The following is a 15,731-nucleotide window of genomic DNA, read 5'->3' as shown; positions in this document are numbered from 1 at the left end:
TGCTGTGATGACCGCGGGGCCCCGGCCCCGCACGGAGGATGGGAAGTGGTGCGGATGGCCGCGACGCCGGCGCCGAGCCGCAAGGGGACGGTGCCCTTCGGGCCGTACAAGACGTGGTACCGGGTGACCGGCGAGCTCGGCGGCGACCGGCCGCCGGTGGTGGTCCTGCACGGCGGGCCCGGCAGCACGCACGACTACCTGCTGAGGTTGGCGTCCCTGGTCGAGGAGGGCTGGCCGGTCGTGCACTACGACCAGCTGGGCAACGGCGGCTCGACCCACCTGCGCGACCGGGGTGCGGACTTCTGGACGCCCGAGCTGTTCCTCGACGAGCTGGACAACCTGCTGGAGGCGCTGGACATCGCCGACCGGTACGTGCTGTTCGGCCAGTCCTGGGGCGGTGTCCTGGCCGCCGCGCACGCCGCGCGGCGGCCCGCCGGGCTGGTGGGGCTCGTGGTGGCCAACTCGCCGGCCTCCTACCCGCTGTGGCTGGCGGAGCTGGACGAGCTGCGCAAGGCGCTGCCCGCCGGCGTGGACGAGGTGCTGCGCCGGCACGAGGCGGCGGGCACCACGGGCAGCCGCGAGTACCAGGAGGCCAGCACGGTGTTCTACCAGCGGCACGTGTGCCGGATGACGTCGCTGCCCAGCGACCTGACCGCGACGTTCATGGAGATCACCACCAACCCGACGGTGTACGGCGCCATGAACGGGCCCAACGAGTTCCACATCACCGGCACGCTGAAGGACTACTCGCTGATCCCGGAGCTGCCGTCGATCACCGCGCCCACGCTGGTGGTGCGCGGCGAGCACGACGAGGTGACCGCGGCGGCGACCGCCCCGTTCCACGAGCTGGTGCCGGGGGCGCGGCTGGAGGTCGTGCCGGACGCGAGCCACCTGCCGCACCTGGAGAACCCCGACCGGTTCGACCCGGTGCTGCTGGAGTTCCTCAAGGGGCTGTAAGGGGTCGTGGGCACGAAGAAGGGGGGCGGACCGGTTGGTCCGCCCCCCTTCTCCCGCGCTCGGTCAGGCCGTCGGTTCGAGCATCCCGGACAGCGTGGTCCACAGCGTCTCGGGCGTGCGGAAGGTCTCGGGGTTGAGCGCGTCGTCGCGGAACCGCACGCCGTAGCCCTTCTCCAGCTCGGCGAGCAGGTCGACCATGGCCAGCGAGTCCAGGCCGACGTCGCGCAGCTCGATGTCCGCGCTCAGCTCCTCGCCCGCGTCGAGGAACGGCAGGTGCTTGCGCAGGATCTCCTCGAACCGCTCTTCCCACATGATGACCGTGCCCCTTCCGGGTCAATTTGACAATGTGCCGCTGCGATGTCGCAACGGTAGCACGGCAAAACCGTGCAACAATGATCTCGCACGGAGTCCGGAAAACCCCGAAGGGGTTTGCGGGGCGGATTAGGGGTCCGTTAGGGGTATGTTCCGGGTTGGCCCCCTGAGCTGCACTGCTAGCCTTTCGGTGGCTGTGCGTTCGGTCGGCTTCGACAAGTGGGGTGCACCAGAGCATGGGTCGAGAAGTATTCGCGCGAGCGCACGACCAGGTCGCAACTTTGCACGAATTCCTGCTCGTCGGCGCGCGGTTGGTGCCGGAGCGGCCGGCGGTGGTCGAATACGCCGACGGCGAGTTCGGCACCATTTCCTTCCGGCAGCTGGAGCGCCGGGTCTCGGCGCTGGCGGCGCAGCTGGACGAGCTGGGCCTGGACATCGGCGACCGGGTGGTGCTGGAGTCCGACACCACGTCGTGGTCGATCACCGCGTTCCTGGCGTGCTCGTCGCTGGGCCTGACCTACATCCCGGTCAGCCCGGAGACGCCCGCGCAGCGGTTGCAGGCGATCGTCGAGGCCGTCGAGCCCGCGCTGCACCTCCAGGCCGCGAACGGTCGGCGCGAGGGTGTCGCGGAGGGCGTCGGCCTGGCGCGGTTCGGTCCGGACGGCCTGGTGGTGGAGCGCGCTCCCGCGCCGCGGGTCCGGCACCGCCGCGAGGTCACCCCGACCGACGCGGCGTACATGATCTTCACCTCGGGCACCACCGGGCGCCCCAAGGGCGTGGTGATGAGCCACCGGGCGATCCTGGGCTTCTTCCGGGGGATGCTCGCGCACGGCATCGTCTCCGCCGAGGACCGGGTGGCGACCACCTCGCCGCTCCAGTTCGACTTCTCGCTGCTGGACATCGGCCTGGCGCTGGGCAGCGGCGCGGCCGTGGTGCCGGTGCCGCGCGACCTGCTGCGGTGGCCGCGCAAGCTGGTCAGGTTCCTGCACGACGCGCAGGCCACGCAGGTCAACGGCGTGCCGTCGATCTGGCGGCCGGTGCTGCGGCACGAGTCGGAGATGCTGGGCGAGCTGGGTGGCGCGATCCGCGGCATCCTCTACTCGGGCGAGAAGTTCCCGATGCCGGAGCTGCGGTCGCTCCAGTCGCTGCTGCCGGGCGTGCGGATCGTCAACTGCTTCGGCAGCACAGAGTCCGTGGCGTCGTCGTTCACCGACGTGCCCAACCCGCTGCCGGAGGACGTGGAGGAGCTGTCGATCGGCTTCGCCCACCCCGGCGCCGAGATGGTGCTGATCGACGAGGACGGGCAGCCGGTCGACGAGGTCGGCGGCGTGGGCGAGGTCCACCTCCGCAGCGCGGCCCTGTTCACCTGCTACTGGAACGACCCGGAGGCCACCGGGCGGGCGCTGGTCCTGGACCCGCTGAACCCGCGGGCCGGCCAGGTGGTGTTCCGGACCGGTGACCTGGCGCGGCGCGGCGAGAGCGGCGAGCTGTACTTCAGCGGCCGGGCGGACTCGCTGGTCAAGATCCGCGGCAACCGGGTGGAGCTGGGCGAGGTCGAGCGCCGGGTGGCCGAGTTCCCGGGCGTCGCGGCGGCCACCGCGCTGCTGGTGCCCGTGCCCGACCGGGAGCCGGCGCTGGCCGCGTTCGTCGTGCTGGCGGGTGGGGCCGAGGGGCTGGACGAGCTGGAGCTGAAGGCGTTCTGCATGGAGGCGCTGCCGGACTACATGGTGCCGCAGGACGTCCGGGTGCTCGACGAGCTGCCGACCACGCCGAACGGGAAGGTGGACCGCGCGGCGCTGCTGGCCGGGATCGGCCGGCGCTGAGTCGGGCAAGTCGGTGGGGCGTCCCGGGACGGGGGCGCCCCATTGGCGTGTTCGGCGGAAGGGGCTACGAGGTCTGGGTGAACCGCGGATCGGCACCCACCTCACGCGCCGACGAGCTGAAGGCCGGGCTGATCCGCCGGAATCGTCCCGTCGCACGTCAGGTAGGCGGAGAGCACGGCGCGCACCACCGACAGGGACACCTCCTGGTTGGCGGGCACCTCCAGCTCGTGCCCCTGCAAGTCGTAGATCACCACACCGGTCACCTCGCGATCTCCTGCCGTGGCCCTCGCCTGCCCACCAGGGGGCAGCTCGTGGACACAGCCCCGGTCCTCCCCGATCCCGGCGTACAACCGCGGGAAGCCCCAGGGGTCGTCCATGACGGTGATTTCGACGACGGCCGGGCACGGGTAGCCGGTCGAGTAGGCGCGCACGCGCTCGATCAACGCCTCCAGCTCGCCTTGCGTCCTGACCTGGATGGGCGCCTGACCCGACTCGTGGTCGTGGATGGCCTTCAGCGTCGCCACGGTGGTTGCTTCCCTCCGGTGAAGGTTCGTTGATGGCCACCCGCGCCGTGCACGGTGAGTGAGCTGCCTTCGGGCAGCACTACGCCGATGAGGCTCTTACAGCCTGAATCCAGCAGGCAGGAGACGTGGTTGATGACGACCGTGGCCTGTCCAATCCCTTCGTTGCGCATCCGCGCGGCGGCCTTCATCTCCACGCGGGTCGCCACGACCGGGTCCCCGGAAGGGGGTACCCCTCCTCTCGGAGCGCGTCCTTCGCGACCTTGGCGTCGGCGTCGTTGCCGCTGATCATCGACGCAGCAGGCCCATCGCCCACGACGAATCGGCCGTGCGTCTTCTGGCCCGTACGGGGCTGCACCGGGGGTGGCAATTCACGGCGCAATGCCTCGATCTTCCCTGCAAGTACCTGCGGCTGAGCCGGGACTGCTCCCGTGCCTGCCGCAGGTGGACCAGCGGGAGCGTCCCCACCCGCTCCGATCCGTTTCATGATCGTTCGGACCAGCGCGGTCCCAGCGTCGAGCATCGCGAGGAGACCGCCTTGGCCGTACACCGCAGCACGAACCTCTGCGAACCGGGCTCCTGCCTGTTCGACGTCGGCCCGCGTGGTTCCAGTACCGGCTGCCGACAGGACGTCGAAGGCGTCATCCGCAAGATCGGCCGCCTGTGCGAGGCTCTCCTTTGCCTTGTCGACCTTGTCGAGAACGCCTTTGAGGTACCTGCCGATCTCGGCCAACGACGCCACGTCACCTCCGCGTCCGGCGCGTTCAGCGTGGCCGCGACGGCGGCCAGGTGGTCTCGGTCGTGCGGGGACAGGTCGGTGCCTTCGGGGAAATACTGCCGGAGCAGTCCGTTGATGTTCTCGTTGCTGCCGCGGTCTCGACAAGGGCGCCGGTCGACACGGTCAAGGTCGGCTTCGTGCCGGACAGTGGGAAGCACCGGCGGTTCTGCCGGCGGCCGAGGTCCCGCCCCTGTTCCGGGGACGGGGCCTCGGTGCCACCGATCGGTCACACGCCCGCTTCGACCTCCATGACCGCGCAGTCGAGGAGTTCGCGCACCAACTTGGAAGCCAGGGTCCAGGCGATGGCGGGGTCGGCGAAGGAGACGAGTTCGCGCTCAACGGGAACCGGCCGCCGCCGTGGCCCTGCGCGGTACCGGAAGCCCTCGACCCCGTCGATCGGGCACGAGCCCGCTCGGATCACGAGGTGCCCCTCCTTGCGCAAGGCGGGGCAGACGCGAGTCGCCAGGGCGAGGCAGGGCTCGCAGACCGGGGGCTCGCTGACGAGCATCCCCTCGGGCCACCCGGCCCAGCGTCCCGTGCGGTCGGGGAGGAGCCAGAGGACGCCTCTGTCGTCCTTGTCTGCGGGTTGGCGGCAGACCTGGCACAACAGCTTCCGCATGGCGCGGCGCTGTCGGTGGACGTGGATCTTGGCGAACTGCGGCTTGCCGCGTCCGGGCGCGATCGCCGCCCGGTCCCAGAGAACGCCCCGGCTGTCCCGATCGCCGAGGATTTCGTCCGCGTACGCGATCCCCGCCCCGCTGGGGTGCTCCACGAGCCGCGGTTCCTCCACCACCTCCTCGCTCCACATGGCCACGTAGGGGACGACGGGCTTGGCCTTGTCGCCATCCGTGGTGCCGGAGCCGAGCGCGACGTCCTGTGGGATCGACCGCTCATCGGCCGACGCAGTCGAGGTCATGTCCAGCCCTTTCAAGGTTTGGGCCAACACGACGACCGGCTGCGAAGTACCACGCGCGGTACGCTCGGTGAGCGCACGGCCATCCAGCTTCGCGCGCAGGACTCGCGGGTAGCCGCCCGTTGGGTCCGTCTCGGCCCGGTTGGGGTAGCCGCCCCGGCCGGGCCTTTTGTCAACGACTCTGCGCCGCCGATTACCTATTATAATAGGTAGGACCGCTTGGTTGATGCAGTAAACCGATCAGGTGAAGCTAACCTGATCGGTATGACTGGCTGCGACTGAGAAAGGGCGGATCAGGTGGCTCACTGGACCGGAACTCCCGCCTACACCCAGATCGCCAACGACTACCGCACGAAGATCATCGACGGCACGTTGCCCGCCGGGGCCAAGCTGCCGTCCGAGTCCGAGCTGATGAGCCAGTACGGCGTCTCCCGGATCGTGGCGCGCCAAGCGGTCGGCGTCTTGCGGAACGAAGGCTTGGTCGACAGTCATGGAGGCAAGGGCAGTTTCGTGCGCCCGCGACAGCGGGTCGAGCGGCTGGCCCGCGACCGCTACCGTCGGCGCAAGCCCACCGGCGAGTTCGCCGACGACGCACGGCGCGCAGGCGCATCGGCCGACATCGAGGCCGGCTCCACGCGGACCACGGCCACCGACGACATCGCGGCCCGACTCAAGATCGTTCCGAACGCCCCCGTGATGAGGACCGGGTACCGCTTCCTCGCCAACGGTCGCCCCATCCAGCTGTCCACGTCGTACGAACCGCTCGCGCTGACCGGGGGCACTGATGTGGAACGTCCGGAAGAAGGCCCGCTGGCCGGTCTTGGGGTGATCACCCGCATGGACGGCATCGGCATCCGCGTGACCGAGGTCGTGGAGTCGGTCGCCACCCGCGTCCCGCTGCCCCGGGAGGTCGAGGCGCTGGACATCCCGTTGGGCGTGCACGTGCTCACCATCGAGCGGACGTTCCTTGCTGATGATCTACCGGTCGAGACGTGCGACATCGTGGTTCCCGGCGACCGCTACGGTCTGACCTACCGGATTCCCGTCGTGGACGAGTGACCACGTCGTCCACGCGAAAACGCTCGGCCGGGACATCCCGGCCGAGCGCTTCACCGCTCTCGCGCCCCGAACAGGGGGCACGGCAGTCGGGCTCCGGTCACACGCCGGCGACCGACAGGATCCAGGGCCGGTAGGCGGTGATGTTGGTGTAGGCGCACCAGTTCGACCGGTCGCTCGTGGACGACACGCCCACCTGGTAGTACTGGCCGTCGACCGGGCTGGTGGCCATCATCGGGCCGCCCGAGTCGCCGCCGGCGGCGATGCCGTCCACGCGGGTCGACGAGATCGCGACCCCGCCCAGCCAGTCGGACGCGCTGACCGACTCGACCAGGGTGGTGGCCAGCTTCAGCACCGGCGACTGGCAGCTCAGCTCGTCACCGAGGCAGGTGGCGCCCCAGCCCCAGATCTGCACGGCCTGGTTCGCCGCCACCGCCGAGGACGTGCCGAGTCTCGCGAACTGCCACCAGGTCGGCTGCGCCTGGTCGATCCGCACCAGGGAGATGTCGGCGGCGGGGTGGTCGACGACCTCGACGCCGGTCACCAGGGTGCCGCCGGAGTTCTGCTGGAGGCTGCCGATCCGGAACGTGTACGTCGCGCTGTCGTCGGAGACGCAGTGCTGCGCGGTCAGCACCCACGACGGGGCGATGATGGTCGCGGAGCACCACGGGGTGCCGTTGGCGAACAGGCGGACCGCGAACGGGGCGTACGACGCCGGGCCGCCGTCGATGATGTCGGTCTGGCTCGGGGGCACGGCCGGCGCGGCGGACGCCGGGGCGGCCAGGGCGGCGGTGGACACCAGGGCGGCGGCGCCGACGAGCAGGGACAGGACGCGTCGAATGCGCATGTGTTGGTCACCTTCAGCGATGTGCGGAGCGGTGGATCGATCCACCGAGCGCAGCCTGTCGCGTCGGGCGGGCGGGTCGGGACGGGCCGATGGTCGGTCGGTGGACGACCGAAGTCATCGGTGACGAATGCACTTTTCCCGTCATCCGGGCAGGTGGTCCAGACCTGTGTGCGGGAATGTCCCGGCAGCGGCTTCGGTATCGGTCAAGGTGCTGGTCAAGGGCTCGGTCGGAGTTCACGGTGGTGAAGTGACGAATGGGTCACAAACCGCTTCTCGACGACTTTCGTCAGTTGTTCTGTGAATACCATATGGGCTGTGATGTGAAACACGCGTCACCGGCTGGACATGTGTTCTCCCGATCATCGGACGATAGCGCGACCGAAATGTTTCCGCCAGGTTCACCGCGCATTCCCCGGAAGTCCCGGGCGGTCGCTCCGCCCGCCCTCAGGACGTCCGCGACCGGGCGGCGGCCTCCGAGCACATCAGGAAGCTCACGGTGCGCACCGCGTCGTCGACGAGGTGCGGGTGGGCGCCGCGGACCGCGCGGTCGACCTCCTCCTCCACCCGCTTCCACCCGCTGTGCCCCGGAGCGCTCCGGTCCCCTCTCCCACCGGGGGCGATCCGCATCCCGGCGCACGCCCGCTCCGCGGTGGCGATCACCCGCATGACCTCGGGCAGCAGGTCGGGGTCGACGGCGTCGGGCTCCCGGGTCGGGCGCTTCCCGCCGTGCAGGTAGCGGCCCGTGTACTTGAGCAGCGCCGCGTCGAGCGGGGTGAGCCGCACCCCGCGCCGGGCGCGGTCGCGGTCCGCGTCGTACTCGTGGACGCGGCGCCAGTCGGACTCCGCGGTCGCGGGGCGCAGCGCGGCGAAGACCTCGCCGCGCTCCAGCAGCGCGACGTCCGCGCCCTGGGCGACGAGTCGGCGCCGGTCCCAGGCGATGTCCCGGAACAGCGACTCCACGTCCTCGGGCGCGCCGAGGAGGATCGGGTCCAGCAGTGCGACCGCCGCGCGTTCGTCGAGCGGGCCCCTGGTCCCGGCGGCCGCGCACAGGGGCAGGAGCGCGCTCCACAGCAGCAGGTGCCGGGTCAGGTCGTCCCGGATCACCCGGAGGTGGGTCTCGGAGAGCGGGACGGTGAACGTGCGGGGGTCGTGGTTGGCGTCGGCCCCGGCGCCGAGTTCGAGCCTCAGTTCGCCGTCCGCGTGGACGACCCGCGGGATCCAGCCGCTCTCCCGGGTGAACACGACCTCGCTCATGCCCGTCCCGACACCGGACGGGACGCCTCGCCGGAGGTCCGTGGTCTCATCGCCGTCCTCGGGTGCGCCGGGTCTCTCACCGGGATGCTAATCGCGTGACCGCGACGAGCCGGCGCCGGGACACCGCGAAAAACGCGGGCGCGCCCACCCGTCACGTGGACCGGTGGGCGCCCCCGCGTCGGTCAGCCGCCGGAGGCCAGCGCGGCCAGGGCACCCCGGTCGACCTTGCGGTTCGAGTTGAGCGGGAACTCGTCGACGTGCCGGTACTCGCGCGGCAGCATCCCCTTCGGCAGCACGTCCCGCAGCTCCTTCGCCAGCAGGCGCGGCGGGGTGGGCTCGCCGGTGTAGTAGACGACCAGCTCCAGGCCCGTGTCGGTGGGGCGGGTCACCGCGACCGCGTCCAGGACGCCCTCGCAGGCGCGCAGGGCGTGCTCCACCTCGGCCAGCTCGACGCGCCAGCCCGCCAGCTGGACCTGGGAGTCCAACCGGCCCAGGTAGACCAGGGTGCCGTCGGGGTGCCGGCGGACGCGGTCGCCGGTGCGGTACCAGCGGCGCTCGTCGTGGTGCAGGAAGCGGCCCTCGTCGTCGGCCGCGTCCAGGTAGCCCGAGGTCATCTGCGGGCCGGTGACGCACAGCTCGCCCTCGGTGTCCGACTCCCCGCCGTCCTCGGCGAGCAGGAGGTGGTCGTGCCCCTCGTGGACCTCGCCGATCGGCACCAGGCCGTTGAGGCACAGGTCCGGCGTGCCCGAGGTCCAGCGGTGCCCGGTGATGGTGACGGTCAGCTCCGTCGGGCCGTAGATGTTCTCCAGGGTGGAGGCGGGCGCGGCCCGCAGCCAGTCCTCGGCGTCGGCCGCGCGCAGGGCCTCGCCGGCGAAGAAGCTCCAGCGCAGGCCCGGCATCGAGCCGGGGGACAGGCCGCCCATGCGGCGGACCAGGGTGATGGCCGACGGGGTGGAGAACCAGACCGTCAGACCCCGCTCGGCGACGAAGGCGGGCAGGTCCCGGTAGGCGGCGCCGGGCACCGGGTGGGCCTGCGCGCCCGCGCCCCAGGCGCAGAACAGGTCGAACATCGCGCAGTCGAAGTTCAGGTCGAACGACTGGGAGAAGCGGTCGTCCGCGGTGAAGTCGTAGCGCCGTTCGAGGATCGAGAAGTAGTGGTCCGCGTTGGCGTGCGTGATGGGGACGCCCTTGGGGCGGCCGGTGGAGCCCGAGGTGAACAGGACGTACGCCAGATCCTTCGACGAGACCGCGACCGGCTCGTCCAGGGGCCTGCCGACCACGGGACCCGCGGCGGGCGCCAGCACGGGCAGGTCGACGCCCAACCCGGACAGGGCGGCCAGGCCCGGCGCGTCGGCCACCACCGCGGACACCTTCGCGGCCTCCAGCATGTGCCGCGTGCGCTGGGCCGGGAAGTCCGGGTGCAGCGGCACCGCGATCGCGCCCGTGTAGAGCACGGCGAGCAGGCCCGCGTAGGACTCCAGGGTCTTGTCGGCCAGCACGCCGATCGCCCGGGGCGGCGCGTCGGAGGTGGCGAGCAGCGCGCCGGCCCAGGCGAGGGCCAGCTCGTGCAGCTCCTCGTAGCTCACCGCGCGACCGTCCTCCAGGTGGAGGGCGGTGTTGCCGGGCGCGAGGCGCAGGCCGCGCAGGAACCGGGCGTGCAGCACGGCTTCGTCCTCGATCATGCCGCCCTCCTGAGGGCCGGGCGCTTGTGCGGCTGCATCGCCAGGCGCGGGGTCGCCGCGATCACCTTGAAGTTGTTCGTGGTGCAGGCCACCCGGCCGAACAGCGAGTCCTGCCCGGCCACGCAGAGCGTGGTGACGCCCTCGGCCCGCAGCGACCGCACGACCTCGGGCCAGCGCACCGGCCGGACCACGCCGTCGAGCAGGATCGCGCGCACGCCCTCGGCGGTGGTGCGCACCGAGCCGTCCTGGTCGGCGACCACCGGGGTGCCCGGGTCGCGGAAGGCCAGCCCCGGGAACAGCTCCCGCTCGACGCGGTCGCGCAGCCCCGCGAAGGCGCTGACGTGCATCGGCGGGTCCATCTCGTACAGGGGGAGCCCGCCCGCCGCCTTCAGGCGCTGCTGGAACCAGCCGAGCCGGTCCCGCTTGAGCGAGACCATGTAGAAGTCCTCGTCGACGTAGCAGGAGATCTCGTGCCAGTCGTCCAGCTCGGCGAGCACCCGGTCGAGCTCGTCGCGGGGCGTGCGGGCGAAGGAGAGCGTCACCACGTCGCCGTGGTGCTCGGCGAAGTACTCGGTCTCGACGCGGACCAGGTCCGCGGTGAGCCGGATGCCGTCCTCGACGCCGAGCGCGCCGGAGTGCACGGCCGCCGCCTTGCCGCCGAAGCTGGCCCCGGTGCAGAGGTCCGGCTCGAACCCGAAGCGGTGCTCCGCCCAGCGGGCCAGGGCCAGGCTGTTGACCAGGAACGCCACCTGGGCGGCCTCGGCGTAGTCGGACCCGCTGTCGCGCAGGGCGGCGAACAGGTCGTAGCCCAGCACGTCGTCGGCGGTGGTCAGCAGTTCGCGGGCGAACGGGTTGATCAGCATGAACTTGGCCACGTCCGCGAACTTGACGGGCCCCATGCCGGGGAAGGCGATCGCGGTCACCGGACGGCCGCCTTCGAGAAGGTGAAGGCCAGCTCGATCGCGGCCAGCGCCTCGGCGACGTGCGGCACGGTCGTCGGGTCCTCCGCCGCCATCGCCGCGTGCTGGAGTTCCGGCGTGTCGCCGTAGAGGACGCTGGTGGCGGCGCGGAAGCGCAGCGCCCGGGGGTCGTCGCCGAAGTGGACGCCCGCGAGCACCGCCACCCCGTAGTGGGTGACCAGGTGCTCCTGGAGCGACTCGCCGTCGACGACGCCCTGGTGGGCCAGCTGCTCGCGCAGCGGCTCGAAGTCGGGGTAGACGTAGAAGCCGCCGGTGGGCGGGCGGGACAGGGCCCCGGCCTTGACCACGAGGTCCTGCACGGCCCGCGCGAGGGCGCCGTGGAGGCGGGCGTCGGCGTCGCGGCGGGCCACCAGCTCGGCGGGCTCGTCGAACGCGTACTCGGCGACCTCCTGCATGGGACCGGCCAGGGTGGACCAGATCTCGCTCGCCACCGAGGCCACGTCCGCGCGCATCCGCAGACCGGCCTCGTCGGCCGGGAAGCGGGCCGCGCCGATCCGCCAGCCGCCCAGGGCGAGGCTCTTGCTCAGGCCGGTGACCACGACCGTCCGGGACGGCGCGACCTCGGCGGGGCTGAGGTACTCGAAGTCCGGGTCGTGCACCAGGTCGCGGTAGATCTCGTCGGAGACCAGGAGGAGGTCCTCCTCCTCGGCCACGGCGCAGATGCGGCGCACCAGGTCGGGCGTCGCCGTGGTGCCCGTGGGGTTGTCCGGCGCGGTGAGCACCACGATCCGCGGGTTCGCGCCCTCGGCGCGGGCGGCGCGCACGGCCTCGCGCAGCGCGTCCGGGTCCGGCACGCCGCCGCACTCGGCCGGCACCGGCACGCCGATCACGCGCTTGCCGGCCTCCAGCGCCTGGGGCGCGTAGGTGACCCAGCAGGGCTCGGTCAGCAGCACGTCGCCCGGGACGACCAGCTGGAGCGCCATGAGCAGCGCCTTGCTGCCCGGCGCCACGATCACCTGCTCCTCGGTCGTGGGCAGGGCCCGGCGGGCGAAGTAGCCCGCCACGGCGCGCAGCACGCCGGGGTGGCCGGGGACGGGGCCGTAGGAGTTGCGGCCCGCGCCCGCGGCCAGCCGCTCGACCAGGCCGGGGAACACGGGCAGGCGGGCCTCGCCGAACCCCAGGTGCACGATCGGCTCGCCGGCGGCCCGGCGCAGCGACACCTGGTGGTCCAGCGCGAGGTTGGGCGAGATCTTCCGGATGACCACAGCGAACCTTTCGTCGTCGGCGGACCGGGTCAGCGGACCGGGGCCTTGGTGCCGTTGACCGCGGCCAGGATGTCGGCCGGCGTCGCCGGGTCGAGCTCCAGCTCGTTCAGCCACGACGCCTCCTCCGAGTACCTGGCCCGGAACGGGCGGCCGACCAGCCCGGGGTCGCGGGCCTGGACCATGCGCAGCCGGAAGTGCTTGCCGTCCAGGTCCTCCTCGACGCCGTCGACCAGGACCTTGCCGGGGGTGGCCGACATGGACGGGCCGCGGACGGTGCGGGCCAGGCCCGGCAGGGTGCGGTAGGCCGCCTGGAAGATCTCGACCGCCCGCGCCAGCGGCACCTTGAAGTACTCCTTGGGGCCGGTGTCGCGCTCGACGAACATGTAGTAGGGCACCAGGCCCGCGGCGAGCTGGCCGCGCCACATCTCCGCCCAGACGCGCGGGTCGTCGTTCACCCGCCGGACCAGCGGGGCCTGGCAGTACACGATCGCGCCGGTGGAGCGGATCCGGGACAGCGCCAGCCTGGCCTGCGCGGTCTCCAGCTCGCGCGGGTGGCTGAAGTGCGCCATCACCGCGAGCGCCCGGCCGGAGGCCACCACCTGCTCGAACAGGCGCAGCACGTCGTCGGCGTCGGGGTCGGTGGTGAACCGGTAGGGCCAGTAGGCCACGGACTTGGTGCCGATGCGGATGGTGCGCACCGTGTCCACCGACAGGATCGGCTCCAGGTGCGCGCGCAGCCGCTCGGTGCTCATGATCATCGGGTCGCCGCCGGTGACCAGCACGTCGGACGCGGCCGGGTGGTTGCGCAGGTAGCGCACCAGCAGCTCGGGGCCCGGGGCGGCGAACCGCAGGTCGGCGTCGCCGACGAACTGCGCCCAGCGGAAGCAGTAGGTGCAGTAGGCGTGGCAGGTCTGGCCCTGCTGCGGGAAGTACAGCACCGTCTCGCGGTACTTGTGCTGCATCCCCGGCAGCTGCGTGCCCTCCAGGTTCGGCACGTTGAGCTGCATCTGCCCGGACGGGTGCGGGTTGAGCCCGGCGCGGATGCGGCCGACCGCCTCGCGCAGCTCCTTCTTGCGGCCCTCGCGCAGCAGCACCGACAGCTCGCGCTCGTCGTTCTCGTCGAGCATCCCGCGCTGGGGGAACACCAGTTGGAAGATCGGGTCGTCCGGGATGCGGCTCCAGTCCACCAGGTGCGACAGCACGTACTCGTTGACGCGGAACGGCAGCACCTGGGCGATCACCCGCACGCTGTCCAGCAGGTGCGCGGGCAGCGCGTAGCGCGCGGCGACCTCGTCCACGTGGTGGGGGCCGAACGAGCGGAAGCGGGAGGACTCCGCGGCCAACAGGGACATGCGCAAACACCGTCCGTTTCGGGCATCCCAGGATTTCTTCGGTTCGATTCGCAGGCCGGGAATGCGCACCCCGGGCGCCACCGGGGCCGGCGGCCGCGGTGGCGCGGGAGAACGCGTCGAATGACCGGTGAGGTCAGCGGTGGCCCTGTGGTGCGACCCTAGTGCGAAAGTGGTCGCCGGAACCCCTAGTGCGGCCCCTGCACCACCCCTCACCACACCCGGAGCACCGGTTCGGGCCACCGTGTCGCGCATCACCGGCGCTGGTCACGGCCCTTCGCCGGGTGGTGACGCGGTGGTGGCGGGGTGGTGGCGGCCGATAGGGGGAACGTAGGGGCGTTGCGGGGGTGTGAAGAGGTTCCCGCGCGAGATTAGGCTTCCCCCATCGTGCCGGGGCGGGCCTTTTGTGCGGCGAGCGGTCGCTGACCAGCCTCCGGGCAAACCTCATTTGGGCGTGTGGAGCGCGGCGGTCGGCTGACCGGCGCACCCGGAGGAGAAAAAGAATGACAGCAACCCAGCAGGTGCGCAGCTACCCGTTCAGCGAGGAACCGGGGATCGACATCGACCCCCTGTACGGCGCGCTGCGCCGGGACGAGCCGGTCAGCCGCGTCCAGCTCCCCTTCGGGGAGGTCTCCTGGCTCGCCACCCGGTACGAGGACGTCAAGACCGTGCTGACCGACCCCCGGTTCAGCCGGGCGGCGGCGCAGGGCCAGGACCAGCCCCGCACCCGCGAGGAGATGACCTACGAGGGCATCATCGGCCTCGACCCGCCGGACCACACCCGGCTGCGCAAGCTCGCGGGCAAGGCCCTGACCGCCCGCCGCGTCAACGAGATGCGCGCGGGGGCGGTGCGCATCGCCAACGAGTTCCTGGACGACATGGTCACCAAGGGCTCGCCCGCCGACCTGGTCGAGCACTTCGCGCTGCCGTTCCCGATCGTGGTGATCTGCGAGCTGCTGGGCGTGCCGTTCGAGGACCGCACCAAGTTCCGGGTCTGGACCGAGGGCCTGACCAGCACCGCCCAGCCGCTGATGTCGCTGGTCGAGGAGCTGTTCGGCTACATGGGCGCGCTCATCGCCCAGCGCCGCGCGGAGCCCACGGACGACCTGCTCGGCGCGCTGGTCAAGGCGCGGGACAACGACGACGTGCTCACCGAGCAGGAGCTGCTGTCCATCACCGGCGTCGGCCTGCTGCTGACCGGTTCGGAGACGGTGTCCACGCACATCCCGAACTTCGTCTACGCGCTGCTCAAGAGCCGCGAGCACTTCGAGCTGCTCAAGGCCGAGCCGCAGCTGATCCCGGCCGCGGTCGAGGAGCTGCTGCGCCTCATCCCGCTCAACCCCGCCGCCATGTTCCCGCGCTACGCCACCGAGGACGTGCGGCTCGGCGACGTGGTGGTCAAGGCCGGCGAGCCCATCCTGGTCTCGCTGCCCGGCGCCAACCGCGACGCGGACATCTTCACCGACCCGGAGGACATCGACTTCCGCCGGGCCAACAACCCGCACGTCGCGTTCGGCCACGGCCCGCACCACTGCCTGGGCGCGCAGCTGGCCCGGATGGAGCTCCAGGTCGCCCTGGAGGTCATCACCACCCGGTTCCCGGACCTCGACCTCGCCGAGGGCGACGAGGGCGTCGAGTGGAAGAAGGGCCTGCTGGTGCGCGGCCCCCGGCTGCTGCGGGTGAAGTGGTGAGCACCACCGAGGCGATCTGGAAGGTCGCGGTGGACCGGCAGGCGTGCATCGGCACCGGCGTGTGCGCCGGCACCGCGCCGGCGGAGATCGAGATCCGGGAGGGCAAGGCGATCGCGCTGAGCCCCGAGGTCGGCCCGAGCGACGCCCTGATCGACGCGGCCGAGATGTGCCCCATGGCCGCCATCACCGTGACGGACGCGGCGACCGGCCGGGTCCTCGCCCCCGAGGAGTGAGGACGCGGGAGCGACCCCGGTCGCTCCCGCCCCAGCACGACCCCGCCGTCCCGCGACCGCACCGGTCGCGGGGCGTGCCGTGTCCGAAGTTCGACCAGCGATCGGCGAGTGTTCGACCAGTGCCCGCCGG

The 15,731-nt window shown here is 71.8% G+C and carries 16 protein-coding genes and 1 pseudogene; 5 read left to right on the top strand and 12 right to left on the bottom strand.

Going from position 1 to position 15,731, the window contains the following annotated elements:
• The first annotated feature begins 54 nt into the window (after positions 1-54).
• Positions 55-957 carry a proline iminopeptidase-family hydrolase gene (locus Q5530_RS00300; protein WP_415359861.1) on the top strand — a complete coding sequence of 301 codons (903 nt, stop codon included), beginning with the start codon at positions 55-57 and terminating at the stop codon, positions 955-957.
• A gap of 63 nt (positions 958-1,020) precedes the next feature.
• On the opposite strand, the gene Q5530_RS00295 is transcribed toward Q5530_RS00300, so the two are convergent.
• Positions 1,021-1,269 carry an acyl carrier protein gene (locus Q5530_RS00295; protein WP_380640529.1) on the bottom strand — a complete coding sequence of 83 codons (249 nt, stop codon included), beginning with the start codon at positions 1,267-1,269 and terminating at the stop codon, positions 1,021-1,023.
• A gap of 281 nt (positions 1,270-1,550) precedes the next feature.
• Between Q5530_RS00295 and Q5530_RS00290 the strand changes: the two genes are divergently transcribed.
• On the top strand, positions 1,551-3,092 hold the full coding sequence (locus Q5530_RS00290; RefSeq protein ID WP_415359860.1) for an AMP-binding protein: 1,542 nt from the start codon (positions 1,551-1,553) through the stop codon (positions 3,090-3,092).
• Positions 3,093-3,193: 101 nt separating this feature from the next.
• On the opposite strand, the gene Q5530_RS00285 is transcribed toward Q5530_RS00290, so the two are convergent.
• The 5 genes and pseudogenes from Q5530_RS00285 to Q5530_RS00265 form a co-directional block, all read right to left on the bottom strand.
• Positions 3,194-3,616 (bottom strand): Imm1 family immunity protein, encoded by a 423-nt coding sequence (locus Q5530_RS00285; protein ID WP_415359857.1) that lies wholly within the window; start codon positions 3,614-3,616, stop codon positions 3,194-3,196.
• Positions 3,604-3,822, bottom strand: a complete 219-nt coding sequence (locus Q5530_RS00280; RefSeq protein WP_415359855.1) for a DddA-like double-stranded DNA deaminase toxin — start codon at positions 3,820-3,822, stop codon at positions 3,604-3,606. Before Q5530_RS00280 ends, Q5530_RS00285 begins: the two co-directional genes overlap by 13 nt.
• A complete protein-coding gene (locus tag Q5530_RS00275) occupies positions 3,801-4,355 on the bottom strand; it encodes a hypothetical protein (RefSeq protein ID WP_415360455.1) in 555 nt (184 codons plus the stop codon). The genes Q5530_RS00280 and Q5530_RS00275 overlap by 22 nt, the downstream gene beginning before the upstream one ends.
• Before the next feature lie 20 nt (positions 4,356-4,375).
• Positions 4,376-4,486, bottom strand: a pseudogene (locus tag Q5530_RS00270) (IS30 family transposase); the annotation flags it as partial.
• 131 nt (positions 4,487-4,617) lie between these two features.
• Positions 4,618-5,337: a hypothetical protein gene (locus tag Q5530_RS00265; protein WP_415359853.1), complete on the bottom strand. Its 720-nt coding sequence runs from the start codon at positions 5,335-5,337 to the stop codon at positions 4,618-4,620.
• A 264-nt stretch (positions 5,338-5,601) separates the two neighbouring features.
• Here Q5530_RS00265 and Q5530_RS00260 point away from each other — a divergent pair, with 264 nt between their 5' ends.
• Positions 5,602-6,363 (top strand): GntR family transcriptional regulator, encoded by a 762-nt coding sequence (locus Q5530_RS00260; protein WP_415359851.1) that lies wholly within the window; start codon positions 5,602-5,604, stop codon positions 6,361-6,363.
• 97 nt (positions 6,364-6,460) lie between these two features.
• Here the strand turns inward: Q5530_RS00260 and Q5530_RS00255 are convergent, their stop codons facing one another.
• From Q5530_RS00255 to Q5530_RS00230, 6 genes are all read right to left on the bottom strand, one after another.
• Positions 6,461-7,207 (bottom strand): S1 family peptidase, encoded by a 747-nt coding sequence (locus Q5530_RS00255; protein WP_415359849.1) that lies wholly within the window; start codon positions 7,205-7,207, stop codon positions 6,461-6,463.
• 444 nt (positions 7,208-7,651) lie between these two features.
• Positions 7,652-8,461 carry a DUF6357 family protein gene (locus Q5530_RS00250; RefSeq protein ID WP_415359848.1) on the bottom strand — a complete coding sequence of 270 codons (810 nt, stop codon included), beginning with the start codon at positions 8,459-8,461 and terminating at the stop codon, positions 7,652-7,654.
• Between the two features lie 182 nt (positions 8,462-8,643).
• Positions 8,644-10,143, bottom strand: a complete 1,500-nt coding sequence (locus tag Q5530_RS00245; RefSeq protein ID WP_415359846.1) for an AMP-binding protein — start codon at positions 10,141-10,143, stop codon at positions 8,644-8,646.
• A complete protein-coding gene (locus tag Q5530_RS00240) occupies positions 10,140-11,066 on the bottom strand; it encodes an ACP S-malonyltransferase (RefSeq protein WP_415359845.1) in 927 nt (308 codons plus the stop codon). The genes Q5530_RS00245 and Q5530_RS00240 overlap by 4 nt, the downstream gene beginning before the upstream one ends.
• The gene (locus Q5530_RS00235) at positions 11,063-12,328 is read right to left on the bottom strand and encodes a pyridoxal phosphate-dependent aminotransferase (RefSeq protein ID WP_415359843.1); all 1,266 of its coding nucleotides are present in this window, start codon (positions 12,326-12,328) and stop codon (positions 11,063-11,065) included. Before Q5530_RS00235 ends, Q5530_RS00240 begins: the two co-directional genes overlap by 4 nt.
• A 29-nt stretch (positions 12,329-12,357) precedes the next feature.
• Positions 12,358-13,680, bottom strand: coding sequence for a KamA family radical SAM protein (locus tag Q5530_RS00230; protein ID WP_380640503.1), 1,323 nt, complete (start codon positions 13,678-13,680; stop codon positions 12,358-12,360).
• A gap of 500 nt (positions 13,681-14,180) precedes the next feature.
• Here Q5530_RS00230 and Q5530_RS00225 point away from each other — a divergent pair, with 500 nt between their 5' ends.
• Both Q5530_RS00225 and Q5530_RS00220 read left to right on the top strand, forming a co-directional pair.
• Positions 14,181-15,368: a cytochrome P450 gene (locus tag Q5530_RS00225; protein ID WP_380640501.1), complete on the top strand. Its 1,188-nt coding sequence runs from the start codon at positions 14,181-14,183 to the stop codon at positions 15,366-15,368.
• Positions 15,365-15,601, top strand: a complete 237-nt coding sequence (locus Q5530_RS00220) for a ferredoxin (RefSeq protein WP_380640499.1) — start codon at positions 15,365-15,367, stop codon at positions 15,599-15,601. The genes Q5530_RS00225 and Q5530_RS00220 overlap by 4 nt, the downstream gene beginning before the upstream one ends.
• The last annotated feature ends 130 nt before the right edge of the window (positions 15,602-15,731 follow it).

Source organism: Saccharothrix sp. BKS2 (genome assembly GCF_047689505.1).
Taxonomy (GTDB): domain Bacteria; phylum Actinomycetota; class Actinomycetes; order Mycobacteriales; family Pseudonocardiaceae; genus Actinosynnema; species Actinosynnema lopnurensis.
The sequence above is the reverse complement of the archived record's forward strand: the minus strand, read 5'-3'. Positions and strand labels throughout refer to the sequence as shown.

What these genes read in the sequence shown, in the direction of transcription:
- Q5530_RS00300 (WP_415359861.1), top strand. Translation starts at nt 55, where the DNA reads ATGGCCGCGACGCCGGCGCCGAGCCGCAAGGGGACGGTGCCCTTCGGG.
- Q5530_RS00230 (WP_380640503.1), bottom strand. Translation starts at nt 13,680, where the DNA reads ATGTCCCTGTTGGCCGCGGAGTCCTCCCGCTTCCGCTCGTTCGGCCCC.
- Q5530_RS00225 (WP_380640501.1), top strand. Translation starts at nt 14,181, where the DNA reads ATGACAGCAACCCAGCAGGTGCGCAGCTACCCGTTCAGCGAGGAACCG.
- Q5530_RS00250 (WP_415359848.1), bottom strand. Translation starts at nt 8,461, where the DNA reads ATGAGCGAGGTCGTGTTCACCCGGGAGAGCGGCTGGATCCCGCGGGTC.
- Q5530_RS00255 (WP_415359849.1), bottom strand. Translation starts at nt 7,207, where the DNA reads ATGCGCATTCGACGCGTCCTGTCCCTGCTCGTCGGCGCCGCCGCCCTG.
- Q5530_RS00295 (WP_380640529.1), bottom strand. Translation starts at nt 1,269, where the DNA reads ATGTGGGAAGAGCGGTTCGAGGAGATCCTGCGCAAGCACCTGCCGTTC.
- Q5530_RS00245 (WP_415359846.1), bottom strand. Translation starts at nt 10,143, where the DNA reads ATGATCGAGGACGAAGCCGTGCTGCACGCCCGGTTCCTGCGCGGCCTG.